General features: G+C 39.3%; 22 protein-coding genes and 1 tRNA gene. 8 read left to right on the forward strand and 15 right to left on the reverse strand.

Going from position 1 to position 23579, the window contains the following annotated elements:
- Window positions 1-83 precede the first annotated feature (83 nt).
- The 5 genes from AC1DNH_RS09310 to AC1DNH_RS09330 all read right to left on the reverse strand — a co-directional run bounded on the left by AC1DNH_RS09310 (window position 84) and on the right by AC1DNH_RS09330 (window position 5931).
- Window positions 84-1037, reverse strand: a complete 954-nt coding sequence (locus AC1DNH_RS09310; protein WP_477584866.1) for a hypothetical protein — start codon at window positions 1035-1037, stop codon at window positions 84-86.
- Window positions 1038-1083: 46 nt separating this feature from the next.
- A complete protein-coding gene (locus AC1DNH_RS09315; RefSeq protein WP_477625334.1) occupies window positions 1084-2427 on the reverse strand; it encodes a serine/threonine protein kinase in 1344 nt (447 codons plus the stop codon).
- Window positions 2428-3010: 583 nt separating this feature from the next.
- Complete coding sequence (locus AC1DNH_RS09320; protein ID WP_477584868.1) at window positions 3011-3709, reverse strand: LytR/AlgR family response regulator transcription factor; 699 nt, start codon at window positions 3707-3709, stop codon at window positions 3011-3013.
- Complete coding sequence (locus tag AC1DNH_RS09325; RefSeq protein WP_477625335.1) at window positions 3706-4866, reverse strand: peroxiredoxin family protein; 1161 nt, start codon at window positions 4864-4866, stop codon at window positions 3706-3708. Before AC1DNH_RS09325 ends, AC1DNH_RS09320 begins: the two co-directional genes overlap by 4 nt.
- A 12-nt stretch (window positions 4867-4878) precedes the next feature.
- Window positions 4879-5931, reverse strand: a complete 1053-nt coding sequence (locus tag AC1DNH_RS09330; RefSeq protein ID WP_477611304.1) for a sensor histidine kinase — start codon at window positions 5929-5931, stop codon at window positions 4879-4881.
- Window positions 5932-6699: 768 nt separating this feature from the next.
- Here AC1DNH_RS09330 and AC1DNH_RS09335 point away from each other — a divergent pair.
- Window positions 6700-7290, forward strand: a complete 591-nt coding sequence (locus AC1DNH_RS09335) for a GIN domain-containing protein (protein WP_477611182.1) — start codon at window positions 6700-6702, stop codon at window positions 7288-7290.
- 159 nt (window positions 7291-7449) lie between these two features.
- Here AC1DNH_RS09335 and AC1DNH_RS09340 read toward each other — a convergent pair whose 3' ends face one another.
- Complete coding sequence (locus AC1DNH_RS09340; protein WP_477578757.1) at window positions 7450-7917, reverse strand: Lrp/AsnC family transcriptional regulator; 468 nt, start codon at window positions 7915-7917, stop codon at window positions 7450-7452.
- Window positions 7918-8116: 199 nt separating this feature from the next.
- Between AC1DNH_RS09340 and AC1DNH_RS09345 the strand changes: the two genes are divergently transcribed.
- The 3 genes from AC1DNH_RS09345 to AC1DNH_RS09355 are packed head-to-tail and all read left to right on the forward strand — an operon-like array spanning window position 8117 to window position 11310.
- Window positions 8117-9163, forward strand: a complete 1047-nt coding sequence (locus AC1DNH_RS09345) for a PLP-dependent cysteine synthase family protein (RefSeq protein WP_477578755.1) — start codon at window positions 8117-8119, stop codon at window positions 9161-9163.
- Window positions 9164-9191: 28 nt separating this feature from the next.
- Window positions 9192-9641, forward strand: coding sequence for a protein-disulfide reductase DsbD domain-containing protein (locus AC1DNH_RS09350; protein WP_477578753.1), 450 nt, complete (start codon window positions 9192-9194; stop codon window positions 9639-9641).
- Between the two features lie 13 nt (window positions 9642-9654).
- Window positions 9655-11310 (forward strand): protein-disulfide reductase DsbD family protein, encoded by a 1656-nt coding sequence (locus tag AC1DNH_RS09355; protein WP_477625336.1) that lies wholly within the window; start codon window positions 9655-9657, stop codon window positions 11308-11310.
- A gap of 870 nt (window positions 11311-12180) precedes the next feature.
- On the opposite strand, the gene AC1DNH_RS09360 is transcribed toward AC1DNH_RS09355, so the two are convergent.
- The 5 genes from AC1DNH_RS09360 to AC1DNH_RS09380 all read right to left on the reverse strand — a co-directional run bounded on the left by AC1DNH_RS09360 (window position 12181) and on the right by AC1DNH_RS09380 (window position 15141).
- Window positions 12181-12576, reverse strand: a complete 396-nt coding sequence (locus AC1DNH_RS09360; protein ID WP_477578749.1) for a hypothetical protein — start codon at window positions 12574-12576, stop codon at window positions 12181-12183.
- A 758-nt stretch (window positions 12577-13334) separates the two neighbouring features.
- Window positions 13335-13411, reverse strand: a tRNA-Ala gene (locus AC1DNH_RS09365).
- A gap of 115 nt (window positions 13412-13526) precedes the next feature.
- A complete protein-coding gene (locus tag AC1DNH_RS09370; RefSeq protein WP_477578748.1) occupies window positions 13527-13733 on the reverse strand; it encodes a hypothetical protein in 207 nt (68 codons plus the stop codon).
- Between the two features lie 71 nt (window positions 13734-13804).
- A complete protein-coding gene (locus AC1DNH_RS09375; RefSeq protein ID WP_477578746.1) occupies window positions 13805-14449 on the reverse strand; it encodes a CatA-like O-acetyltransferase in 645 nt (214 codons plus the stop codon).
- Window positions 14446-15141: an HAD family hydrolase gene (locus AC1DNH_RS09380; RefSeq protein ID WP_477578744.1), complete on the reverse strand. Its 696-nt coding sequence runs from the start codon at window positions 15139-15141 to the stop codon at window positions 14446-14448. Before AC1DNH_RS09380 ends, AC1DNH_RS09375 begins: the two co-directional genes overlap by 4 nt.
- A gap of 78 nt (window positions 15142-15219) precedes the next feature.
- On the opposite strand from AC1DNH_RS09380, the gene AC1DNH_RS09385 reads away from it, so the two are divergent.
- The 4 genes from AC1DNH_RS09385 to AC1DNH_RS09400 all read left to right on the forward strand — a co-directional run bounded on the left by AC1DNH_RS09385 (window position 15220) and on the right by AC1DNH_RS09400 (window position 18370).
- The gene (locus tag AC1DNH_RS09385; protein WP_477578742.1) at window positions 15220-15861 is read left to right on the forward strand and encodes a Crp/Fnr family transcriptional regulator; all 642 of its coding nucleotides are present in this window, start codon (window positions 15220-15222) and stop codon (window positions 15859-15861) included.
- Window positions 15862-16182: 321 nt separating this feature from the next.
- A complete protein-coding gene (locus AC1DNH_RS09390) occupies window positions 16183-16791 on the forward strand; it encodes a hypothetical protein (RefSeq protein WP_215131634.1) in 609 nt (202 codons plus the stop codon).
- A gap of 401 nt (window positions 16792-17192) precedes the next feature.
- Window positions 17193-17594 (forward strand): hypothetical protein, encoded by a 402-nt coding sequence (locus tag AC1DNH_RS09395; RefSeq protein WP_477625337.1) that lies wholly within the window; start codon window positions 17193-17195, stop codon window positions 17592-17594.
- A 149-nt stretch (window positions 17595-17743) separates the two neighbouring features.
- Complete coding sequence (locus AC1DNH_RS09400; RefSeq protein WP_215131631.1) at window positions 17744-18370, forward strand: carbonic anhydrase; 627 nt, start codon at window positions 17744-17746, stop codon at window positions 18368-18370.
- A gap of 230 nt (window positions 18371-18600) precedes the next feature.
- On the opposite strand, the gene AC1DNH_RS09405 is transcribed toward AC1DNH_RS09400, so the two are convergent.
- The 4 genes from AC1DNH_RS09405 to AC1DNH_RS09420 all read right to left on the reverse strand — a co-directional run bounded on the left by AC1DNH_RS09405 (window position 18601) and on the right by AC1DNH_RS09420 (window position 23525).
- Window positions 18601-19365, reverse strand: coding sequence for an SDR family NAD(P)-dependent oxidoreductase (locus AC1DNH_RS09405; RefSeq protein WP_477578737.1), 765 nt, complete (start codon window positions 19363-19365; stop codon window positions 18601-18603).
- A gap of 84 nt (window positions 19366-19449) precedes the next feature.
- Window positions 19450-20289, reverse strand: coding sequence for a 5-dehydro-4-deoxy-D-glucuronate isomerase (kduI, locus tag AC1DNH_RS09410; RefSeq protein WP_477578735.1), 840 nt, complete (start codon window positions 20287-20289; stop codon window positions 19450-19452).
- Between the two features lie 86 nt (window positions 20290-20375).
- The gene (locus tag AC1DNH_RS09415; protein ID WP_477578733.1) at window positions 20376-21599 is read right to left on the reverse strand and encodes a DUF2264 domain-containing protein; all 1224 of its coding nucleotides are present in this window, start codon (window positions 21597-21599) and stop codon (window positions 20376-20378) included.
- A gap of 741 nt (window positions 21600-22340) precedes the next feature.
- A complete protein-coding gene (locus tag AC1DNH_RS09420; protein ID WP_477578731.1) occupies window positions 22341-23525 on the reverse strand; it encodes a glycoside hydrolase family 88 protein in 1185 nt (394 codons plus the stop codon).
- Between the last annotated feature and the right edge of the window lie 54 nt (window positions 23526-23579).

Raw genomic sequence — 23579 nt, forward strand, 5'->3', positions numbered from 1 at the left:
GAATTTTTAATGTCTTTAAAATGAACGATCATCAGCGCAACGACCAGTGATAACAATAAAATTGATAGCAGCTGCGACATAAGTTAGGATTTAAATAGGTTTATACCGATTATGCCGTTGAGCAACATCCTGGAGTTCAGCGGCAAAGAAACCCATTGTGGTGAATTAATTTCGCTGCGTGGTACCAAAACCTCGTTCAAAGTAGTAAGTTCGCCGAAAGAAGCTAAATAGAAATTACCGTCTGTTTTGTTATAGCGGATGTGTAGGTGTGGTGAATTGGCCCATTCTGAGGCAATCTTGAAAATATTGGAATCTTCGCGTCCGTCATCATTTCCCGAAACGATAGTATCTTCTGTTTTAATCAGGAACTCTATTTTTTTGCCCGAAAACTGCTTGTCGGGTATGATGGCTTCCAGCCGGCCGAGAACGGCCTGGTCCTTGGACGGGGTCGTATTACCATCAACATATTCCAATTGAGCATCGTATGGGATTTCCATATAGCCTTCGCTGTAGTAAGTGAAGCCCTTTAAAATATCGTTGTTGATATCGAATGTCTGCGCAATACCGGTTTGTCGGGGAATGAATGTTACACGTAAATTTTCCGATTTCTGATTGTTGTCTGGCAGCAGTTTTCCGATAAAACCCTTATCGCCCCTTGCGTAATCCGGATGTGATACCAACCGGAATACCCATTTTGAGCCGGATGGTTCTACATTTTTCCCGGCTTGCCGGTGTTCTCTTAAAATCGCATAGAATTTTTTGACAGTTTCCTGTACGATTAAACCCAAAATCCCTTGTTTATTGTCTATAAATTCACGGTAATCTTCAGCGTTGAAGGTGATAATGAATTCATGATAAAAAACGATGCGATCGGCAAAAGATAATTCCCTGATGGACTCCTTAAATTTATCTACGATAAAGCTGTAGATGGTTTCCGGAGTGAGTTGCGGTGCTTTTTGGTCACTGCTCTTGTTTTCATCGGTTAGAAACCAATCCTGAATACCGATACGCTGCCAGAAATTTGATTTTGTTTCCATAAGTTAGGGTGCCTATGCGGCGGTTAAGGGCAATTGTTTTTAAAAATTAAAACTGTACAGGGCTAACTGAAGTATCAGGTTTAAGGTCTTCTGTGCTATCGGCAGCTTTATCTCTGGCTTTTTTGATCTCCGCGTTAATTGCACTATCCACCAGCCGCTTTGTTGCCGCTGCTTCAGCCAGCTTGCGCTGATTCGCCATTCTCCTTCTTTCCTGTGCTGTGGTATCAACTGCCGGTGGGATCGAATCTATGGTTTGGACAGCTTGCTGTGCCTGTGGCTCGCTGCGAAACTGGGAATAGCCCAGAAAAACAAGCAATCCGATAATTGAGATGATCATAAGGGCAAACGTAAAATGAGGTAACAATATACCGTTTCTTTCTGGGGCCTGCGCTGTACTTTCCAGAGCCAATACCTGTTTACGGAGGGTTTCGTTCTCCGTTTTGAGCGAATCCATAGCTGAATGGTCTATGGGTAAAACATTGCCCGATAAGCTTCCGCTAAGCACCGCTTCATGTAAGGCCATTCCCTCACTGTATCTGAGCATAGGATCTTTCTGCAGGCATTTTTCGATCAGTTTTAGAAGCCAATCCGGAACCTGCATTTCACGGGTTCTCTGTTCCTCGCTCCAGTCCGTGGGTAAGTTTGCCCTGCGCAAGTTAATCACGTCAGGCACTTCACTTTCCATATGACCAATCATTACCGCATTACGCCCTGTATCACTATTTCCAGGTAGAGGAAAGGGAACCTGACCTCCGAGTAATTCATATAAGATGATGCCATAACTGTAAACATCGGTTTGCAGAAGCATTTTGCCTTCATTTTGTTCGGGCGCCATAAACTCCACCGCACCTGCATGCCGGATGCTACTCCTACGCTGCTCCTCACTCATAATGGCAAGTCCAAAATCCAGTAACACATAATTCGCTGTGTGCAAATTGTATTTAACGTTATTACTCTTAACGTCGCCATGTTTTACCCCGAGTTTATGGCAATGCTCAAGGGCAGCAGCGAGGTGTTGTGCCACTTTTATGACTTCGCTTAGCGTAAATATCTTTTGATGTGGGGGTTGGAGCAGCTCACAAAGGTCAGGCCCTTCTATATATTCCATTTCTATAAATGGGAAGGATCCGCTTTCGGTTATGCCGAAACTGAGCATTTTTACAACATTCGGACTGGGATTCTCATTTACCTTTAGCAACTTTGCTACCTCGTTTTCAAAATTGCGGTAATTTTTATCATCGCGGTTCTCGTTGTATATTGGAGTAGGGATTAATTTCACTGCGGAGTAGATTGCACCGATGCGTTTCCCTTTATATACCGATCCTTGTCCGCCCGTTCGCAGCGCTCCTAAATTCTCCAGTCCTTCTGTAATTGTAAATACTTTACTCATATTTCTCCTAATAACAATTATAAGGATTTTTTGTTGCCTATTAATAATATAAATATGATGGAGGCTTACACAGCCTAATCCTTTTTTTGCCTGGCCAGGAGGAAATTCCTACTGTTGCCGGCAGTCCCCGATGTATAACATCGGTTGTTTGAAATAATAACTGACGTTGCTAAAATAAAGTATCCAGGTTTCATCTTATTTATGGAGCCATTATTATGCCAGAACCCAGAGTGGTAAGGCAACAAGGTCATTAGTACGATTAAAAAGTGGTGGGTCCGAACTTTCACCAACTCATCTATTGAATTATATGCGTTATTTGGTCAAAAAAAAACAACTAAACACCAAAAAGAAGCTTGCAATCAATGATTTGCAGACTTTTAGTTTTTTTCAATGATTTCTGATACTGATTCCAGTGGAGTTGAGAGGGGCATAAGTGAACCTTTTTACCTCTTTTAGAATTTTTTGATAGCTTAACTTAGAATAATTTCTGCAATTTTTGATTTAGCAACATCGCAAGGGATATGGACTTATATGTCGTAATGGTTAATTAATATCATCCTATTGATCGAGACTACAATCGTTTTCAGGGATTAAAAGTATTTAGATGCTTTAATAATTCTTCACGGTAAGATCTTGACAAAGGAATTTTAGTGCCTTTTATAACTACCTGATGGTTTTCGACCTTGATAATTTTAGGCAGTGATACCATATAGGATTTATGTATCCTCAAAAACTGATCGCTAGGCAATCTATTCTGTATTTCGCTCAGCGTCATGCGAGTGAGTGTTTTCTTGTCCTGCTCTGCGATGCATACATAATTATCCTGGCCCTGTATATAGAGTATATCCGTTAATATAATCTGCACCCAGTTATATCCGTCTTTAACAAACAGGGATTTTTCATATGTATTGTGTGGGAAGAACATCTGTTGCTTTCTGTTATGGGCTAGCTGACATGCCTGTGAAAATCTGCTAAAGTTTATCGGTTTTAGCAAATAATCGGTGGCAGCCAGATCGAAACCCTTTAAAGCATGTTCGGCATGTGCTGTGGTAAAGATTACCTGTGTCTTATATTTTGTTAGACCGGCGAACTCAAGGCCCGAAATATCTGGCATATTGATATCCAGAAAGACTAAATCTATTGGTGCTGAGTCCAAAAAATCCATAGCGTCGGTTGCACTTAAAAACATCCCGTCCAGCTGTAGGTAATGTATTTTTTGTGCATGCATACTTATGATATCAAGCGCTACGGGTTCGTCATCTATGGCGATTGCTCTGATCATTCCTTTGGCAGTATTTTATCTAGTTTGTCCTTTAATTCATCATAATTTAACCCTCTGGCTATAATAATGCCTTTTGGATCAATCAAAAAGCTTTGCGGTAGGGCATTAACGCTATATAGTTTAGCAACTTTATTATCCCAGTGTTTTAAATCGGATACCTGTGGCCAGATTAAACCATCATCTTTAATAGCTTTTATCCATGCTGCTTTTTCATCTGCAGCATCCAAAGATATACCTAAGATAGTAAAATTCCTGCTTTTAAAATCCTGATATAGCTGCCGAAGATGTGGATTCTGCTGACGGCAGGGACCGCACCATGAAGCCCAAAAATCCAGTAGTACATACTTGCCTCTGAAAGATGACAAGCTGATCGGATTTCCAGCGGTATCGTTTTGGATAAATTCCGGCGCTGTCGTTCCATTTATGAGATCTTTACGGTTCCTTAATAATTTACCGTACTCATCACCCAGCAATGTATTTCTGACCGCGGGACAGAGTTTGTTGAACATCGGATAGATGACATCAACATCGGGAAAAGCACCCGCATAATCCGATAAACTTACCAGTGCGATATAACTGTTTGGATTATTCAGGATGAATTTTTTTAGGATAGGTTTTCTGATCTCTTTCAAACTATCCAACCGCATACCCAAACGATGGGAGATAAGGGTATCACGGGTGGTTCTTAATTTAATGCTGGTTTCAATCTGCTGATCCAATATCGGTTTTAATAACCGCTGGAGTTTTTGATTGTCTGCATTGATCTTTGACCCGCTAAATTTTCCATTTTCCAATCGATCTGGGGTATTCAGTTCAATTGCTCCGGGATGAAGGTAAAGCCTTATCAGATCAACCTTAGCTGATGTCTTTGTTTTCTGAACCAGGGCAGACAGACCTATTCCGCCAGGGTCGCTAACCAGTGTTGCCGACAATGGCCTATCCGCACGCCCAATAAAGATATAGCCATGTTTGTCCTTTTGGTAATCGGCTGAATCAATTATTTTTCGTCCATCTACTTGATAGGCTAAAAATATTCTTGGGGATTTGTCGGTAGCCGTTGTTTTCACGATCAGACTGAAGGTGTTATCCGACAGGTTTTGGGCATTGGCTGCAAAGAATGACAACATTGCCGCAAAAAAAAATATGTGCTTTTTCATTGATTTTCTATACTATTTATTGAGTAGGAGCTCGAGAGAAATTCTGTAAATCGCCCCGTCAGTTGAATTTTCGAATTTATATCTTTCGGGATAAAGGAGGTTAAGGCGCTTAAGGGTGCTTTTAATTCCTGTATTGTTCCCCTTTATTTCATGATGGTCCTTGATTATTTTATTGTCGGCCTTTAGGCTTAACAATCCATTGTTAACATTTAAGCTGATATTCACGGCACTGGGTTCGTTCATGCTGATGCCGTATTTAAACGCATTTTCAATAAAGGTGAGTAACAGTAGGGGGGCGATTTTCCAATCCTTTTCTGTTACACTGATCTGCAGGTCGATTACAATATTCTCTTTTTCGGGCAGCCGTACTTTTTGCAGGGCCAGATAATTGTTTATAAACTGTATTTCTTCTTCGAGCGGAACAAAATCTGTATGCATCCCGGCTATAGTATACCTTAAAAGATCCGATATCTGGTCTATGCCATCAGCAGTTACGGAAGCTCCTTCTTTTAAGGCAGTACCATACAGATAGTTAAGGCTATTAAATAAAAAGTGTGGATTTAACTGTGATTTTAACATGTTCAGCTCATTTTGCGTTTGTTGCAGCTGAAGTTCTTTTTTATGTTTTAACTGATAGAGGTAATCGCGGATTAATGCATATACAAATGCATAGGCAGCCATCAAAAGTGTAGGCTTTACAACTGATAGGCTGCCTGACATCCTCGGCGTGTTCTGGTTGTGGAGCAAGAGCAGTGTAAACGGGATTATACTAATCAACAGACAACTACCTAAAAATAGGTGCCATCGTACTTTCGTAAAAAGATAGGTGTAATTGACTTCTACCAAGAAAAGGAATAGTAGCGCAATGAGTATATCATAGCTAAAATTGCGATGGCTAAAATATTCCCATACACTTACCGGACTTTTGTCTTCATGAAAAAGATAGTTTCCATTAGTTTTTACATAAAGGATATAGGGTAGTACGGTAAATAGATTGATCATCACCCATACCACGGTAGAGTGGGCTGTCCAATATAATAAAATTGAGCTGATACGCTTTTTCATAATTGTTCTTTTGCATAAAAGTAATCCAACTGATAGATATTGCTTAATTTATGTGGCGAACTACCTGAATCTGTGGTGAACAACGGGTTTTATGCCGGTTTATGGATGTTTATAAATTCATTGCTGATTTATTTGCCTAATGGGTGTAGGAAGCCGGGAGCTTTCCTGTAAGTGTTCTAATGGATTCCCTTCATCCCCGGTTAAAAAAAAGAAAATGAAAAGGGACATCGAAAATCAATAAATATTTTCCGGAATCATCAGCAAGGATAAAAGTTTATTGACGATTAAGTACCGGCAAGCTGCCAGGAAATGTTTGACCATAATGAATTGAAAATGAAGAAGAAAGGCTTATTTATTTACAAAAAAAAGGGGAATCTTAAGTGATTCCCCTCTAGGTGGAGCCGAAGGGTGTCGAACCCTTGTCCGGTTGCAAAGCCAGAAAGGCTTTTGGCAAAATCATTAAACAATACAGCTATTAAAGGATCACAATCACATCAGTCGACAAGCGCTTTTGCATCTTTTAATTCTTTTCGGAGTGTTCAAGACTTATCCTCAAAGTAAAAAAGAAATCCACTTCATCTCTCAGGAAAGAAAACCTGGAAAATTCACAGCGACCACCATCTTTTTGTCTCTGAATTCCTGGCGTTGGTCGATTAGCTTCCCAGGCTGGTATAATGCTGCGATTTGCGCTGAAACGTTTCCTGTGCTTGCACGTCTTAATATCAGAACAATCAATAAAAACATTATAAAAATTAAAACTCAAAGCATATGAAAACTTTATTAAAAACATTATTCGCGTCATCTTTAGCATTAGTATTATCTACTTCAGCAGTGTTATCAGCTAACGCATCTGAAACCATCAAACCTGTTCACGCTTCAAAAGCATTGAGCTTCAAACGCATCAAAGTAAAAGGAAATGTAGAACTGACCATTATACAGGGAAAACGTACCGGCATCAGCTATGCAGATGAAAACACTGGTAAAGTTAAGGTTGTGCAGAGCGGAGATGGTTTAGAGATTACCTCTTTGGATAACAGCACCGCAAAACTTACCATTTACGTAAATGATATCTATCGCATCCATGCAATGGACAACGCTAAAGTAAAAACACAGGGTAAAATCAATACGCAATATTTGCAGGTTTTCTTAAGCGGAAATGCATCACTAGACTTAAACTCACAAACTGACGGATTGTATACTGTGATCGAAGATCATGCTGATTTAACCTTAAGTGGTTCAACCGGCGACCATATGCTCGTAATGGGCAAAGGACAAAAGCTGACCATGGATAAATTCGTTGCAGCTAATACAAAAACCAGCATAAATACTGAAAATGCACTAGCTTCCCTTAGCAAGTAAAAAAAGAATTATATTTTGGTTCAGGCGGTCTGTTTACGGACCGCCTTTTTTGTTTGATCGATACAGGTCTGTTCTGGATCAATCTGGAAAAAAGAAAAATGCAGAATGAAAAGTACTTCACCTGCTTTCAGCACAACGTTTTTTTTCTCCTCAATTACATCAGATAGGGTATGCCGTTTCGCTTTTAGGTTCTGAGAGTACAAAATAACTTTGAACGGTTGTGATATTGGGCAGTGTAGCGAGTTTGTTCCGCAGAAATTCGTGGTAATCATCCATATCCCTGGTAGCAATACGGAGAATAAAATCGTGCGCACCGGTCATCTGCAAACATTCCATTACCTCGCCAAACTTAGAAACTTCGGTTTCGAATTCGATCAGGGTTTTAGCCGTATGTTCTTTCAACAATACATGCGAAAAAGCGATCAGGTTTCTGTCGATCTTTTTCCGGTCGAGAATGGCCACAATCCTTTTAATATAGCCTTGTTCCTTTAATCGTCTTATCCGTTCATGGATAGTGGCTATAGACTTGTGCAGCTTCAAGGATACTTCTTTATTGGTTAAAGAGGCATCGTGTTGCAACAATTTTAGTATTTCTACATCAACCTGATCTAAATCTCCGTGGGTCATAAACGTTAATAAATTGAAAAAAAATATAATGAAAGTTAAAAAATCAAGCCAAAACTGAAATAAAGACTAAATAATAATCAAAAAAGCAGAAATTTTCTGTAAAAAACAACATGTATTGACGTAAAAAATTATAATACTGAATTTTACCGAAATAAAAATCAATCAAAACAGCTATTGCTATCTGATGTAATCAACAGTTATGACCACAATAACAGCAAATAAAATGACTTCTGCCATGGAGGGAAAATTCGAACATTTATCGCTTCTGGTTGGTAACACACCAATGCTTGAGCTCACCTATACCTACCAGGGGAGTGTGGGCAAAATTTATGTTAAATGCGAGCATTACAACTTAACTGGCAGCATTAAAGACCGGATGGCACTTTACACGCTAAAAAAAGCATACGCCGAAGGTAAGATCAAAGCTGGTGATCGGATTATTGAAGCCACCAGCGGCAATACCGGGATTGCATTTGCGGCCATAGGTAAAGCTTTGGGCCATCCGGTTACCATCATTATGCCAAATTGGTTGAGCAAAGAGCGCATGGATATTATTAAAAGTTTAGGTGCAGAGATTATTCTGGTGAGCAAAGAAGAAGGCGGTTTTATCGGCAGCATTAAACTTGCAGAACAGATGGCCGCAAGCGATCCAAATATTTTCTTGCCTCAGCAGTTCGAGAATATCGCCAATCCGGAAGCACATGAACATACCACAGGTAAAGAAATCTGGGGGCAGTTGCGTTTAAAAAATCTTTCACCTGACGCTTTTGTAGCCGGAGTAGGAACCGGGGGAACTATTATGGGGGTAGGAAATTTCTTAAGAAAGCAAAATCCGGGTATTAAAATACATCCATTGGAGCCTGCAGAATCGCCGACCTTAACTACTGGTTATAAAGTGGGCAGTCATAGGATACAGGGTATTTCTGATGAATTTATCCCCGAAATCGTTAAACTGAACGAGCTGGATGAAGTGCTACAGGTAAACGATGGCGATGCCATACTCATGGCGCAAAAACTGGCCGAAAAACTTGGTTTAGCGGTAGGCATATCATCGGGCGCAAATGTAATCGGCGCCATAAAACAACAGCAAAAAATGGGTACAGAAAGCTGCGTAGTGACCATCTTTTCTGATAGCAACAAGAAATATTTAAGTACCGATTTAATGAAGGTAGAACCTGTTAAAACCGGATACATTAGCCCTGAAGTAGACTTTATCGACTACCAGGCCTTTAGCAGATTACATTAATTAGAACAATCAACAAATAAACCACAACATGAAAAAAATCACCATTTTATGCTGTGCCATATGCCTGATCAGCCTCAGCGCATACAGCCAGATTTTAAAACCTGTAACCTGGAGTTACGCAGCAAAAAAAACCGGGCCGAATACGGCTACTGTTTTCATTAAGGCCACCGTAGATCAGGGCTGGCACCTTTATTCGCAATTTGTTAAAGATGGCGGTCCGGTTAAAACAACCTTTAGTTTTCCATCATCAGGTGCTTATACCCTGGTTGGAAAAACCATCGAACCAAAAGCCATAACCAAATTCGAATCTACTTTTAAAATGGATGTAAGCTACTTCGAAAAATCAGTAGTATTTCAACAAAAAGTGAAGCTAAAAGGCAAAACCGCAACCATTAAAGGCAATGTAGAGTTTATGGTATGCGACGATAGGCAATGTTTACCACCAGAACAGGTAGATTTTAGCATTCCTGTAAAATAAGCGCAAAGAGCATATGATATCCTTAAAAAAAATCTGTCTCGGTTTGCTGTTCTGTTGCGCAATATCCTCAAATGGATATGCACAGGACAGCACAAATACCGAAGAACTGACTTTTACAGAGATTAAGCCAGAAGCAGCTGACAGCACAATTAAAGCAACTGATACTGTTGCTAAAATAGCTACTCCTGTTCCTGCTGCTACTCAAAAAAGCATTGCCCAACCAAAAGAAGAACACAAAACATTGTGGGGAATTTTTATTGCAGGTTTTGTTGGCGGTTTAGCAGCTTTGCTGATGCCTTGTATTTTCCCCATGCTGCCCCTTACGGTAAGTTTTTTTACTAAAGGATCAGAAAAAGGAAGGGCCTTTCGGCGCGCGGCACTCTATGGCTTTTTCATTATCCTCATTTATGTGGTGCTTGGGCTTTTGGTAACGGTAATTTTTGGTGCCGATGCCCTGAACAGCCTGTCTACTAATGGTATCTTTAACTTTTTCTTCTTCTTATTGCTGGTTGTTTTTGCAGCTTCGTTTTTAGGGGCATTCGAAATTACCCTGCCCTCTTCCTGGGTAAATAAAATGGATGCCAATTCAGACAAGGGCGGAATTGCGGGATTGTTTTTCATGGCCGGAACATTGGCCCTGGTATCTTTCTCCTGCACAGGCCCGATAATCGGTACACTACTGGTACAGGCAGCAACAACAGGGGCTTTACTAGGGCCCGCAATAGGCATGTTCGGTTTTTCCCTCGCCCTGGCCATTCCTTTTGCACTGTTTGCACTCTTTCCATCGGCAATGAACAAACTGCCGAAATCCGGCGGTTGGTTAAACAGTGTTAAAGTAGTATTGGGCTTTCTTGAACTTGCATTCGCATTAAAGTTTTTGAGCAATGTAGATCTAACCTACCACTGGGAGTGGTTTGACAGGGAAATATTCTTAAGCCTGTGGATTGTTATTTTCGGGATGATGGGCATCTATCTTTTGGGTAAACTGAAGTTTTCGCATGATAGTCCGCTGGCCTTCATCTCCGTACCAAGGCTTTTTTTGGCAATAATAGTTCTTGCCTTTACCGTTTACTTAATCCCTGGCATGTGGGGCGCACCGTTACGCAGTGTATCGGCTTTTCTTCCACCACAGGAAACACAAGATTTTGACCTGTACACTGCTGGATTACTGGCAGGAAAACAAACTTCAGCAAATGATGGTCCACATAAATATGCGGATAAGTTCCATGCACCGTTAAAGCTGAATGCTTATTTCGATTATAACGAAGGTTTAGCTGTAGCCAAAAAACAGAACAAACCTGTACTGATTGATTTTACCGGCCATGCCTGCGTAAACTGTAGAAAAATGGAAGCCAATGTTTGGCCTGACAAGGATGTGTACAAAATGATCAATGATGATTATGTACTGATCCAGTTATATGTAGATGATAAATCGGAACTGGCACCAGCTGATGTAGTAATTACACCAGAGGGAAGAAAACTCAATACCATTGGTAAAAAATGGAGTGATCTGCAAGCCAGGAAATTCCAGTCTAACTCACAGCCTTTTTATGTACTGCTCGATCCCAAAACAGAGACACTACTGGCACAACCACAGGGTGCAGATTATGAAGTAACAAACTATAAAAAATTCTTGACAAGCGGATTAAATGCTTTTCATAATAAATAAAAACATACTGGTCATTGTAGAAGTGTGGCCAGCAGTTAGTGATAGTTAAGACGACGATCTGGGCATTGCCGGATGGCATGCCCATTTTCACCACCAGATGTGTTAAGACACACCTAAGCCCACCTTAATACCTAACCATGAAACTTAAAATTTTTGTTGCCGCTATATTACTTTTACATCCTTTTTTCCTGTCTTCATTCTTAATCCCATCTTAAAACCTAGCTCTAGAAAGCCGCGAGCTCCTGCTTATACAATGCAAAAGGCGCATGTAACTAGCGAACCGATTAAACACATGCTACACCAGCGGGGGGATTATTTGAATAGGCCGTAGCAAAACGCTACGACCAGATGTATTCGGAAACTATCCTCTTAAGTAAAGTGTCAAAAAGAAGAAAACTAAGGGAAATACAACCACACATAATGTTATAAAAATACTTTTTCTTCTCTCCTTTTCAGATTCATTTTCAAATTCATTCATGATCGAATCATGTAGTCTTTCTTTTTGCATCAAATATTTGTTCTGAATGCCATTATAATAATCTGAAATCCTTTTTTCAACATGAATCTGATCCCAGACAGCCAATCGCTCTAATCCTATGCACGCTTGGAATTCTACTCTTTTACTTTAAGACCGGTAAATCAATAATATTAACAATATTTAACAAGTAATTGTGTTTTCTATTTACAACTTTTATATTTTATTTTCAAGTTTAAAATAATTGGAGCAAATCGCTAGAAAAGATCTTAATAAAAAAGCCACACATTTCTGTATGACTTTATCCAGTGCACTACCTTTCATTCATGCATTTGCCTCCACGAACAGGCGACCTTCTTTCTTTTAACGAACTGGGAGTTACAATAAGTAAATCTTTAATTATAAGAATAAGTTCCAGAAGGAATAGTAAAAGATCCATTCGTGTTCCCAAAATACATAATGGTAACATCGGAAAATGTAACTGAATGCTGACCTAAAGCTATCATTCCATCATACATACAAGCGTAACCTGGATCACCATTTACTGAAACCTGCATACTCGAACCGATTGAACCAGTATATATGCTGGTGTAAACCCGCATATACAACATTTCAAAATTCGAAGAAATGTATGTAAAAGAACCAACATAAATTACCCCATCCGTGTCTTTCAGCAATGGTGCTGGAGTATATTTCTCAACGTTTGTTTTTTCATTTCTTATGTTTGCAAACGTGGTAGAAGTTGCGAACAAGCCCAAAAATAATAAGGCAAAAAAAGTAATTTTTTTCATAAGTTTAATTTTTTTTAATTTCTAAAACTAAGTTAATAGCAAATAATATGAATGGCAATACTCATAAATGTGTATTGCAAATACACTAATTTATTTAATTCATATATCTGATCATAATTGGGGATTATTCCAAAAGTGGCCACTCGGCTCATTTTAAGCGGTTTTTAAGTCTTGTTTGACGTAGTCTGGATCAATGATTGTTTTCAGGCCCAAGGCGGCTTCAGTGGAGCGCTAAAGCGCTTAAAAAGGTTTTTTTTTTAGAAAGGGTGTTGCTGGAGTTTTTTATTTGTCGGTTTTTGGATGTAATCTTGCCCTAGAACAGCTTTATTGGCTGGATAATCATATCCGGGATGCAGTGGAGCGAAGTTTTGTGCGGATGGGAGGTGGAGCGTTGACAAAATTTCTTTTGCGGTGGTTCTGTAGGAATGGATATATTCGGGACTCTTCTCAAGATGTCCTGCTCAAAGCCGGGCTAATCTACGGGTGTACAGTTTGGAACGGAATCCGCTGTCTACTATTGCCGAAATCCCCACTTTAACCAGGAATATGGTAGTATCGATATATCGAACAAGCCTGTTGTGTGTTACCCTGATCTTAACATTCCAGGTATTGTCCTTATTTCTTATGATGTTCGAAAACTACCGCCTTGAAAGTTGCCATTGAAAAAACATTTGTAAAACAATTATGTGAAATTATACAATAATCATTGTTTTTTTGGAAATAAAAAAGCCGATCTAACTTAATAAATCGGCTTTTAATGGTGGAGAATATCGGATTCGAACCGATCACCTCTTCACTGCCAGCGAAGCGCTCTAGCCAAATGAGCTAATCCCCCAATTTTAACATTACTAAATAATTAAATCATCATTCGGTAATTGAAACAAGCTTCCTGCCTGAGCAGCAAAAATAGCAAATACTTTCTCGAATGCAAATCATAATTCATTTTTTAATTAATCTTTAGGTTTAAAAGCAAACAGTGCCATTAAACAGATTACAGCAAAAACCGATTGCATAGGATAATTAATGAACAGAAAAAGCACAAATGTGGCAATAAGTAAAAGCACAAAAAACATAAAGGCTTTAAAAACGGTATCCATATAACACATGGCTACAATAGCCAAAAGATAAAAAGGAATAATAACGGCAGCTATAAACATCGCCGAAAATAAATTCCTAATATTAACCGAATATTAAATATCCTTTAGGTTTAATTCCTTAAAGTTTTGAATTAAATATATTCGTTAACCTCTTTTTTGTTTAATAGGTCCTGGTAGGCATCTACAAACAGCGCAAGGTTATAACCATCCATCAAAGCATGGTTTACATGTATAGAAACCGACATTATTTTTCTTCCGTTTTCATCCCTAACCTTGCCAAAAGATATTTTAGGGCAGCTATCCTGATAAGCAAAATTGCGGGCATGTGATAAGGAACTGAAGTTTAACCAGGGCAATGCCGAATAGTGGATCACATTTTCGCCTGATGAGGAAGGGATTAAACCCGTGCTGGCCTGCACCTTTTCGATCTCCTTATCGGCTGCTGTTCTAAAATCTTCAAAATCCATGTAGAAATCCAAGTAGCCAAATCCGAATGTGCCATTTGGTCTGTTGATGGTAGCCGCAGCATTCACGTTATCGTATTTCCAAACTTCGCCATCAATAATGCGGTAACGAAAAGGTTCTACCTGATTTGCAGCAACCAGCGATTTGTGCAGATAAAGCAGGAAAAAAGAAACGTTATTTTCTTTTGCTTCTTCGTAGGTAGTAGTACAGTCTACCTCTACGGTTACGCCAAAGAAAGGTTCATCAAAGGCGCTAAAAAATTTAAAATGATCTTTTCTGATCCAGGTGTTTATATCTATTTTTTCTTTCATTCAATTAATTTTGGTAAAATCTCAGATAGGCTTTCCATCTGATAAAAATTTACATGTTCAATGGTATGATCGATACTTTCATGTACCCATGTGGTATGGAAGGGGATGTGAACGGCATGTCCGCCAATATTCAGTACTGGTAAAACATCCGATTTTAAGGAGTTGCCCAACATCAAAAACTCCTCAGGTTTACAATCCAGGTGTTTGATCAGTTTTTGATAATCTTTTTCCTGTTTATCGCTCATAATTTCAATATGGTGAAAATAGTGATCGAGTCCTGATTTGGTGAGTTTACGCTGTTGATCGAGCAGATCGCCTTTCGTCGCAACCACTAATCTGTATTTTCCGTGCAGGGCTTTAAGTACCTCCTCTACCCCATCAAGCAATTCGACTGGTTTATTGAGCATTTCCTGTCCAAGTGTGATCGCTTTACTAATCACAATAGGGTCTATTTTACCTTCAGTTATCCTCAAAACTGTTTCGATCATGCTCAAAACAAAACCTTTAATCCCGTAGCCGTAAAGTGGCAAATTGGCAATCTCAGTTTTGTAAAGTTCTGACAGAATGCTATGATGAGGCATAAAATCTTCTAAAAGACCTGCAAACTGCTCTTCCGTTTCGCGGAAATAAGGTTCGTTTACCCAAAGGGTATCATCAGCATCAAAAGCAATTACGGTAATTTGATTTTTCATTGTTATGCTTACTTTTAATGCGACAAAAGTAACGCAACTAAGACTGCTAAAAAAGGACATTTGTCCTGACTGAAAAATATGCTACGGACCAATCTTACTTTCTTATCCTTTATCGAACGTTTCTGTACCGAAAGTGAAGGAGGAACCATTACACTTAAAAACTTTAAAGCGGGTTATAGATTTATTGAACAGGGAGAAAAAATCAGCAATATCTACATTATTAAAGACGGAATAAGCAAGTGTTTCATCTCTGAGGAAAACGGCAAGGATTTTATTATCGAATTTTTAGGCAAGGGCGAAGTGGTTGGCGAATTAGAAGCTTTAAAAAAGATTGATTGTTTGTGCAACGTAGCCGCAATAAGTGATGTTACAGCCTATGTTATTCCTGACCATTTATTCTTTTCCCTGATTAATAAAAGTAGTGAATTTACTACAATCTTACTCCAGGAACTGTCTACCAGAATTATACAAACCAGTACACGGGCATCCTTCCAACAGCTATATACCTTAGAATATGCACTTTTAAAATTGCTCAAACTACAGGCCGATGAGCATATCTCCATCTCAAAAGAAGACATGGCTGCCTACCTTGGAATCTCCGTAAGAAGCTTTAACAGAAGCTTAAAGCAGGTGATAGATAAAGGTGGTTTTGATACGCCCGAATTTAAAAACATCCTACAGCTAACCAACATGAAAACGCTGCTGGAAAGATTAAAATAATCAACGTATTTGTGGTATAATTATTGCTTAAGGGCTATTAAAAAAAATTAATTGTAACGTTTCAGCGTTTTGATTCGTTTAAGTAATTGAAATTAAAAAAAACGCATCCACCGAAAATAATGCCACACAAAAAAACACATATACAAATGAAAAACTACAACCGCCAATTCACCTTAAGATTTCCAAGTTAATCGAATATTGAAGAGCCGTATCTATTTAAAATGGATCACTCTACAATATAATGATATCCTTACTGTCATTTAATAAAGCCTATGGCAATTGCCCATTTGCGATAATTGATTCAGCTAATCTTAATTAAACATGAGTGCTTATATAAACATCTACACCAATTCATTAACAGACGATCTTATCCCAACAATTTTAAAACGTTTAAATGAACATGAAAATGTTCTGGATATTAACTCCTCTTTTTCATTTAGAAACCCGAATGGAAACTTGCCAATCGTTTTTAAATGGGACAAACCCAGTTTGGAAATATTTAACGAGAATAACCTAAAACTAAATTTTGGCGTATCCCTTAAATCATTCGACCTTAAGGAGTACAAGAAAAAGCTCTTTAAAGACAAAATCATCAAGCAGAGTTTTGTACAAAAGATATTGGGATTATTTAAAAAGAAAAAAAGAAAGGTTGCAAAACCTATAAAACTGAGCGCAGAGGTTGAGGCTCAGCTTCAAAATTATAACAAAGTATTTTCTTTAAAATATCATTCTGGCGATGTTTTCGAAAATCATTTTGCAACCTTAATTGGTGCAATTATTACCGAGCTAACCAATGGCGTTTGTCATTTTACCCAAGAAAACATGTGGTATGATGCTAAAAATGTATTAAGAGAATCGTTGGTTAACTTATACACACTTGAAGAACTGCCTAACCACATTAACAAGAATGCGGTAGCTGTTGCCAGTTAAAAATATTTTTAAAGTCAATATTAATCCCAGTTAAACAATAACGGTGATTGATATTGACTTTTATTTTTCTTCATATATAAATTTAATCAAGACTAAAAAATCAGATTAAATGGAATATATTCGAACAGATTAATTGCTCGATAAATGAATACATTTGAAGAAACCGGTGGCGTTAGAATAGGGGGCTTTAAGGCAACCTGGCCTTTTGCCACTTTAAATTAAGCGAATTTAAACTCGAACTTAATGCATCCATCAGGGGTAATTTTGTTTTTAAACGCTCAGATATTATCGCCATTACCCCCCACACTTCTATATTAGGTAGTTCAATCAGGATTACCCATCGTGTTGAAAAATACAATAAAGACATCTTCTTTACCTTTTTGGGAAATGCAGAGGAGCGGATGGCAGAGATCATACAAACTGGTTTTCTTAATTATACCGAGCCTATCCCAAATTACATTGAGCAGGAGATCAGCCAGCTTCAGGCTCAAACTGGTTTCCCGATTAAAATTCCAGTTGCCGTAGGTATCGTGGTGATCTGGAACTTACTTTTCCTATCAGATTTTTTCAACATATTCTATACCAGAAAAGAGACAGAAATATTTGGAATTGGTGTTGGCTTAGCGCTTGCTTTCGTATTTTTAATCTGCGTATCATTGCTCACTTCAGACATAGCCAGACAACTGATATTAAAGAATGGTGGTAGTACCGCTGGCCTTAAACCTTTTTTATTTTTCACAGCCTTTATTACATTTATACTATTTATAGCTGGTTTCCTTCCACAATACCTTTCAAACCACTAAACATTTAACAGAAAAAGTTGTTAGTTAAGCTAACAAAAGAGAAGAAGAAGAACCTACCGAAATGAGAGAATCTTTTTTTAGTTTTATGGCGCAATAAATGCCAATTTACCAATATAAACATATCCCAAAATTCTATTTATAGCAAAAGCATGAATGTAGAAGAAGTTTTTAAGAACAACGAAAAATGGATCGCCGAAAAACTGGCCATCAACCCTGATTATTTTACTGAATTATCGAAAGGCCAAAGCCCTGAGTTTTTGTACATCGGCTGTTCAGATAGTCGCGTTACTGCAGAAGATTTAATGGGTATACAACCAGGGCAGGCTTTTGTTCACCGGAATGTAGCCAACCTGGTAAACAACGTGGATCTGAGCGTGATGACGGTTTTAAATTACGCCGTGCGCCATTTAAAAGTTAACCATATTGTGGTTTGCGGCCATTACAATTGTGGAGGCGTTAAAGCAGCCATGCAGCCTGCAGATTTGGGCATATTAAACCCCTGGTTAAGAAACATCCGCGATGTATACCGCATCCATAAAGACGAACTGAATGCCATTGAAGATGAAAGTCTTCGTTATAACAGATTGGTAGAGCTTAATGTTCAGGAGCAATGTGTAAACCTGTTAAAAACAGCAGCAGTTCAGGAAGCTATTTCTAATCGCGGATTAACCGTTCACGGTTGGGTATTTGATATCCACACTGGCCGGTTAATTGACCTGAAGATCGATTTCGAAAAGATTTTGAAAGATATTAAGGAGATTTATAACCTGTATTAACAGCCAGGCGCTTGGCGCTGAGCGTTTAGAGCCCAAAGTGAATAAAAAAACCAGTAGGTTTTAAAAAGTTTGGCGTTAAGCGTTTGGAGTCTAAGGCGCATAAAAACTAGCAGGTTATTTAAAATAAAGAAGTCAAGTTTTGAAAACTTGACTTCTTAGGTATAACCCTCACAGGTTTTATCGTCTTAAATCATTGACTCAGGACTATGGACTCCAGACTAAGGACTAACCTATCGTCCCATCCAACCGCCATCAACGGTTAAAATTGTTCCGTGAACATAATCACTGGCTGGTGATGCCAAAAACAATGTAGGTCCTTTAAAATCTTCTGGTGTTCCCCATCTTCCGGCCGGGATACGCGATAAAATAGAAGTGCTTCTATCCTGATCTTCACGTAAAGCTGAAGTATTATCGGTTGCAATATAACCAGGTGCAATGGCATTGACGTTTACGCCTTTTGATGCCCACTCGTTTGCAAAAGCTTTAGTTAAAGACGCAATTGCACCTTTACTTGCTGCATAACCGGGAACAGTAATTCCACCCTGGAACGACAGTAAGGATGCCGTAAAAATTACTTTTCCGCTACCTCTGGCAATCATTTCCCTCCCGATTTCGCGGGTTAAAATAAAGGGTGCAGTTTGGTTTACCGCAATTACTTCGTCCCAATATTCATCCGAATGCTCAGCAATTGGCTGACGTAAAATCGTTCCGGCATTATTGACCAAAATGTCGATAACGGGATGATCGGCCTTTACCTGCGCAGCAAAAACCAGGGTATTTTCGCGTTTACCAAAATCGCACTGGTAAGCATAAAACTTTCTACCCAGTGCTAAAATTTCTTTTTCTATAGTGCTACCTTGTAATTCAAGACTTGCAGAAACACCAATAATATCGGCACCTGCTTCGGCCAAAGCTAAAGCCATTGCTTTTCCTATCCCTCTTTTACAACCGGTAACTAATGCAGTTTTACCTGCTAAATTAAATATGTTAGACATGTTCTTTATTCTATGATGCATTTAAGACCGCTCCATTCCACTACCGATGAAAAATCAGTAATGTAGTTGCGATGACGATGTAATTTATTTCAATTCGGTGATGGCACAGTGATCCATATCGCCATAATCTAAGTTTTCGCCAGCCATACCCCAAATAAAGGTATAGTTGCTTGTACCCGCACCTGAGTGGATAGACCAGTTTGGCGAGATTACCGCCTGATCACTTTGCATCCAGATGTGTCGGGTTTCTTGTGGCTGGCCCATCAAATGGCAAACACTCTGCCCTTTTGGAACTTCGAAATAGAAATAAGCTTCCATCCTCCTATCGTGTGTATGTGCCGGCATGGTATTCCAAACACTGCCCGATTTTAACTCGGTCATACCCATCTGCAACTGGCAAGTTGGCAAAAGACTGTTCACTAACAACTTATTTATTATTCTATGGTTTGCGGTTTCAGGCGTGCCCAATTCTACAATCTCTGCTTCCGCTTTGCTTACTTTTTTGTTAGGATAAGTGTGGTGGGCAGGAGCAGAATTGATGTATAATTTAGCCGCCTCACCTGGTGTAGCAGATTCAAAAAACACTTCTTTTGTGCCCTTACCAATGTATAAAGCCTCTTTATAATCCAATTCGTATTTTTCGCCGTCAGCAGTAACGATTGCTTTTCCACCAACATTGATAATCCCCAGTTCCCTACGCTCTAAAAAGTAGGTCGCTTTTAAATCATCAGGGTTTGGGAGTGCTATTTTCTGATCAACAGGCATTGCACCCCCAACAATATATCTGTCAAAATGAGATAAGGTTAGGTTTACCTGGTTGGCCTCAAATACGTTTTCGATCAGGAAATTATCCCGCAAAGCTGCGGTATCCATTTGTTTAACTTCTTTAGGGCTTTGCGCGTAACGGCTTTCGAATTTGTTCATTGGTTAAAAATTGAGTTTTGCGATGGGACCTGAACCGATATCAGATCCTATCCGCAAATATATTTATACGATACTTATTATTTGTATTAATACTCAACTTTATAATCCTTTTTTATGGTTTCTCCGCTCCAGGCTTTTAAACTGGTCCATGGTGCGGGTGCATCTGTCCAAAATTTATTATCGGCAGGTAAACCCAAGGTTAAAAAGCCTAAGGTGGCCATGTATAAACTTCCGGTAGAAGTATAGGTATCAGCCACTTCTGGTTGATGACCGTTAAAGCCAAGCACCAACCATCCTTTATCATCAAAATTCTGGTTTCCATCGTATAGTTTATGCATTACCGCGGTTAAGCCGCCACGAACTTGCGATGGTTTTACATATTCTGGCAGTTTTTCCATTAGCGCTGTTTGCGCCAGGGCCTGAAAGGCTGCTGTACGGTAAGTAATCGAACGGCCATAGGCAGGATAAGTACCTTCTGGTGAAATAATTCTTTCCAGATATTCAGCATAACGTACCATTCTTTTCAAGGCGATATCATAGTCGGCCTGAGATGCTCTTTTCTTATCGACCAATACCTTTAAAAGATCAACCAGCATGGGATGGATCACATAAGAATTGTAATAATCCATACTAAATTTTTCGCCATCACTGTACCAGCTATCGCCTACATACCATTCCTTCATTTTATTAATCGAGAATTGAACACGGGCAGGATCGTACTGCTCGTCAATGCTCAATAAAAACCCCTCAGTTAAGCCCGAAAACAATAACCAGTTATTGTAGGCACCACTTCTGGTGCGTAGCGATTTAAATTCTTCTATAAATCTTTTTTTGGTGATTTCATCAAGCGGCTCCCAGAGTGCTTTTGGTGCTCGAAGAAAGGCATGTGCTACATAAGCGGCATCAACAATAGGCTGATTTTCGGAGCGGTAACTGATATAATCAGGACTTGCAGGATTTACTGAATTGGCCAGCGCTTTTAAAAGCTCGGTGCGCATGGTTTTTCTGAGTTTACCTTCTGCAGAGTTGTCATCCGGCAAAGCCAACCATGGCGCAACTCCTGCAATGGTGCGTCCTAATGCTTCGAGATACGTAACTTTGGCTACGTTTAAGCCATAGCCAGGGGCTTTTTCTAATGGCATGTTCTTTTTTAAAGTTTCATTGGCCAGGTTATGGATCACTGGGTAGGCAATGCGGTTTAAGGTTTTAACCCAAAAAGCACGGTCTTCGGCACCTGTTGTGGGTTTCTTTTGTGCGTTTGCCAACTGAGAAAAAATCAGCAGGGCAGAAAAAATCAGTTTATATTTCATTTTCATTATATATGTGAGTGTGATGGCTCACTCTGGTTATTTTTAATTATTTGGAGAGCAGGCTTCTGTGCTACGATTCAGGTTTCTTCCCGCTTTACGTTTTATCCTGATGAAGGATCAGGATGTCCACTCCAATCGGGTCTAAGTGGCAAAGCAGGCATTACTATTATTGGCAGTCCTTGTACAAGCCCCTGTTCATAAACCCGGTAGTAGCGTGCATCCCGATTTAAGCACCGGTTTATGTTATATTTTGGTGTGCTTGCTTGTTTCACAGGTTTTCTATCGGGATAAAGCGAATAACGGGACTACCGCATCCGAAGCATTACTGAACGTTCATTTCCAGAATAAACAATAGGTTTATATTTCATTTTCTTTATTATGCGAGTTTAACACCAAAGCTCAAGTTATTTTTAATTATTTGGAGAGCAGGTTTCTGCACTTCGATTCAGGTTTCTTCCCGCTTTCCGTTTTACTTCTCCCGATGAAAAATCGGGCTCGTGTTCACTTTAATCGGGTCTAGATGGCACGGCAAGCATTACTATTATTGGCAGTCCTTGCACAAGCCCCTGTTCATAAACCCGGTAGTAGCGAGCATCCCGATTATTCTCTATCGGGATGCTCGCTACTACCGGGGCTGTTGCCTCAGAAGCACTAAGAACTTTCATTTCCAAATAAAAAACTAAGATTTAATGTAAGTTTTGGCTAATCTAAACAGCATTTAAATCTCATGTTTAATATTTTCTATAAATACCATTTTTTATACCTGGCCAATGCTTCCAAATAATAATAATCGGCATAAATTAAAGGTACATCTATTTCGCTGTTTAATGGGTAAGCGCCTGTGCTGTGCATCAACAAAAAACCACCGTTTTCACCTAATTTAGCATGATAAGTGCTGCTCGAAAGCGAATAGATCATGGTTTCGGCCGCAGATTTGAATTCAGTTTTTTCGCTCCCTGAAGTGTACTGACCAAGCTCTAACAATGCCGAAGCCATCAGTGCGCCTGCAGAAGCATCGCGTTTGGCAAATGGAATCCCCTGCGCATCGAAATCCCAGAAAGGAATTTTATCGGCAGGTAAATTTGGATGGTTCAATATAAAGTGTGCAATGCCTTTGGCCTGTTTTAAATAGACCGGATCTTTGGTAAATCGGTACATCATCGTATAGCCATACAAAGCCCAACCCTGTCCACGCGACCATGCCGAACAGTTTGCGGCACCCTGCCATGTTGCTTTCCTGATTACTGCTCCGGTTTCGGGATTATAATCGACCACGTGAAAAGAACTGAAATCTGGGCGGAAATGATTTTTTAAAGCGGTATTGGCATGGATAACCGAAATTTCTTTATACTTTTTATCACCACCATTATCGCTTACCCAGTTCATCATTTCCAGGTTCATCATGTTATCGATAATTACAGGGCATTCCCAAATTTTGCTTTTATTCCACGATTGGATAGATTTTACAACAGGGCGGTAACGCGTAGCCAAAGATTCTGCCGAACGCTGAATCACAGCCTTATATTCGGCTTTGCCGGTTAAACGGTACGCATTGCCAAAACTGCAGTACATCATAAAGCCCAAATCGTGGTTTCCGGTATAAGTTTGGTTCGGCGCTATTACTTTTAAGGCGGCCTCTGCTTCCCGTTTAATGTTCTGATCTTTAGTTTGTTCATATATGTACCACAAACTGCCAGAATAAAACCCACTGCACCACCACTTAATATCGTAGTTGATAGATTTACCTTTATCGAAACTTTGAGGTGTTTTACCTTCGGGTATATTTTTAGCAAGTACTTTATATTGGTCAGCGGCGAACTTAAATTCATCGTTAATTAGCTGGGCCATTGGCTTCTTGGTGGTTTGGGCAAATGAACTACCCCCCGTAAGCAGGAGTAATGCGGCAATTAAATTGATTTTTTTCATCTGTATATTTGTGTTTTAAAGGTAATGAAGCTCTCCTAGCAGCGGAAATATCAT

The organism is Pedobacter sp. 01N310, assembly GCF_056399805.1.

Excerpts from the sequence above, each read along its gene's own strand:
- AC1DNH_RS09380 (WP_477578744.1), bottom strand. The coding sequence starts at position 15,141 with ATGAAAAATCAAATTACCGTAATTGCTTTTGATGCTGATGATACCCTT.
- AC1DNH_RS09400 (WP_215131631.1), top strand. The coding sequence starts at position 17,744 with ATGAATGTAGAAGAAGTTTTTAAGAACAACGAAAAATGGATCGCCGAA.
- AC1DNH_RS09315 (WP_477625334.1), bottom strand. The coding sequence starts at position 2,427 with ATGAGTAAAGTATTTACAATTACAGAAGGACTGGAGAATTTAGGAGCG.
- AC1DNH_RS09370 (WP_477578748.1), bottom strand. The coding sequence starts at position 13,733 with ATGTTTATAGCTGCCGTTATTATTCCTTTTTATCTTTTGGCTATTGTA.
- AC1DNH_RS09325 (WP_477625335.1), bottom strand. The coding sequence starts at position 4,866 with ATGAAAAAGCACATATTTTTTTTTGCGGCAATGTTGTCATTCTTTGCA.
- AC1DNH_RS09320 (WP_477584868.1), bottom strand. The coding sequence starts at position 3,709 with ATGATCAGAGCAATCGCCATAGATGACGAACCCGTAGCGCTTGATATC.
- kduI (WP_477578735.1), bottom strand. The coding sequence starts at position 20,289 with ATGAACAAATTCGAAAGCCGTTACGCGCAAAGCCCTAAAGAAGTTAAA.
- AC1DNH_RS09345 (WP_477578755.1), top strand. The coding sequence starts at position 8,117 with ATGACCACAATAACAGCAAATAAAATGACTTCTGCCATGGAGGGAAAA.
- AC1DNH_RS09385 (WP_477578742.1), top strand. The coding sequence starts at position 15,220 with ATGCTACGGACCAATCTTACTTTCTTATCCTTTATCGAACGTTTCTGT.
- AC1DNH_RS09375 (WP_477578746.1), bottom strand. The coding sequence starts at position 14,449 with ATGAAAGAAAAAATAGATATAAACACCTGGATCAGAAAAGATCATTTT.
- AC1DNH_RS09420 (WP_477578731.1), bottom strand. The coding sequence starts at position 23,525 with ATGAAAAAAATCAATTTAATTGCCGCATTACTCCTGCTTACGGGGGGT.
- AC1DNH_RS09355 (WP_477625336.1), top strand. The coding sequence starts at position 9,655 with ATGATATCCTTAAAAAAAATCTGTCTCGGTTTGCTGTTCTGTTGCGCA.
- AC1DNH_RS09405 (WP_477578737.1), bottom strand. The coding sequence starts at position 19,365 with ATGTCTAACATATTTAATTTAGCAGGTAAAACTGCATTAGTTACCGGT.
- AC1DNH_RS09350 (WP_477578753.1), top strand. The coding sequence starts at position 9,192 with ATGAAAAAAATCACCATTTTATGCTGTGCCATATGCCTGATCAGCCTC.
- AC1DNH_RS09310 (WP_477584866.1), bottom strand. The coding sequence starts at position 1,037 with ATGGAAACAAAATCAAATTTCTGGCAGCGTATCGGTATTCAGGATTGG.
- AC1DNH_RS09330 (WP_477611304.1), bottom strand. The coding sequence starts at position 5,931 with ATGAAAAAGCGTATCAGCTCAATTTTATTATATTGGACAGCCCACTCT.
- AC1DNH_RS09340 (WP_477578757.1), bottom strand. The coding sequence starts at position 7,917 with ATGACCCACGGAGATTTAGATCAGGTTGATGTAGAAATACTAAAATTG.
- AC1DNH_RS09415 (WP_477578733.1), bottom strand. The coding sequence starts at position 21,599 with ATGAAATATAAACTGATTTTTTCTGCCCTGCTGATTTTTTCTCAGTTG.
- AC1DNH_RS09395 (WP_477625337.1), top strand. The coding sequence starts at position 17,193 with ATGGCAGAGATCATACAAACTGGTTTTCTTAATTATACCGAGCCTATC.
- AC1DNH_RS09390 (WP_215131634.1), top strand. The coding sequence starts at position 16,183 with ATGAGTGCTTATATAAACATCTACACCAATTCATTAACAGACGATCTT.
- AC1DNH_RS09335 (WP_477611182.1), top strand. The coding sequence starts at position 6,700 with ATGAAAACTTTATTAAAAACATTATTCGCGTCATCTTTAGCATTAGTA.
- AC1DNH_RS09360 (WP_477578749.1), bottom strand. The coding sequence starts at position 12,576 with ATGAAAAAAATTACTTTTTTTGCCTTATTATTTTTGGGCTTGTTCGCA.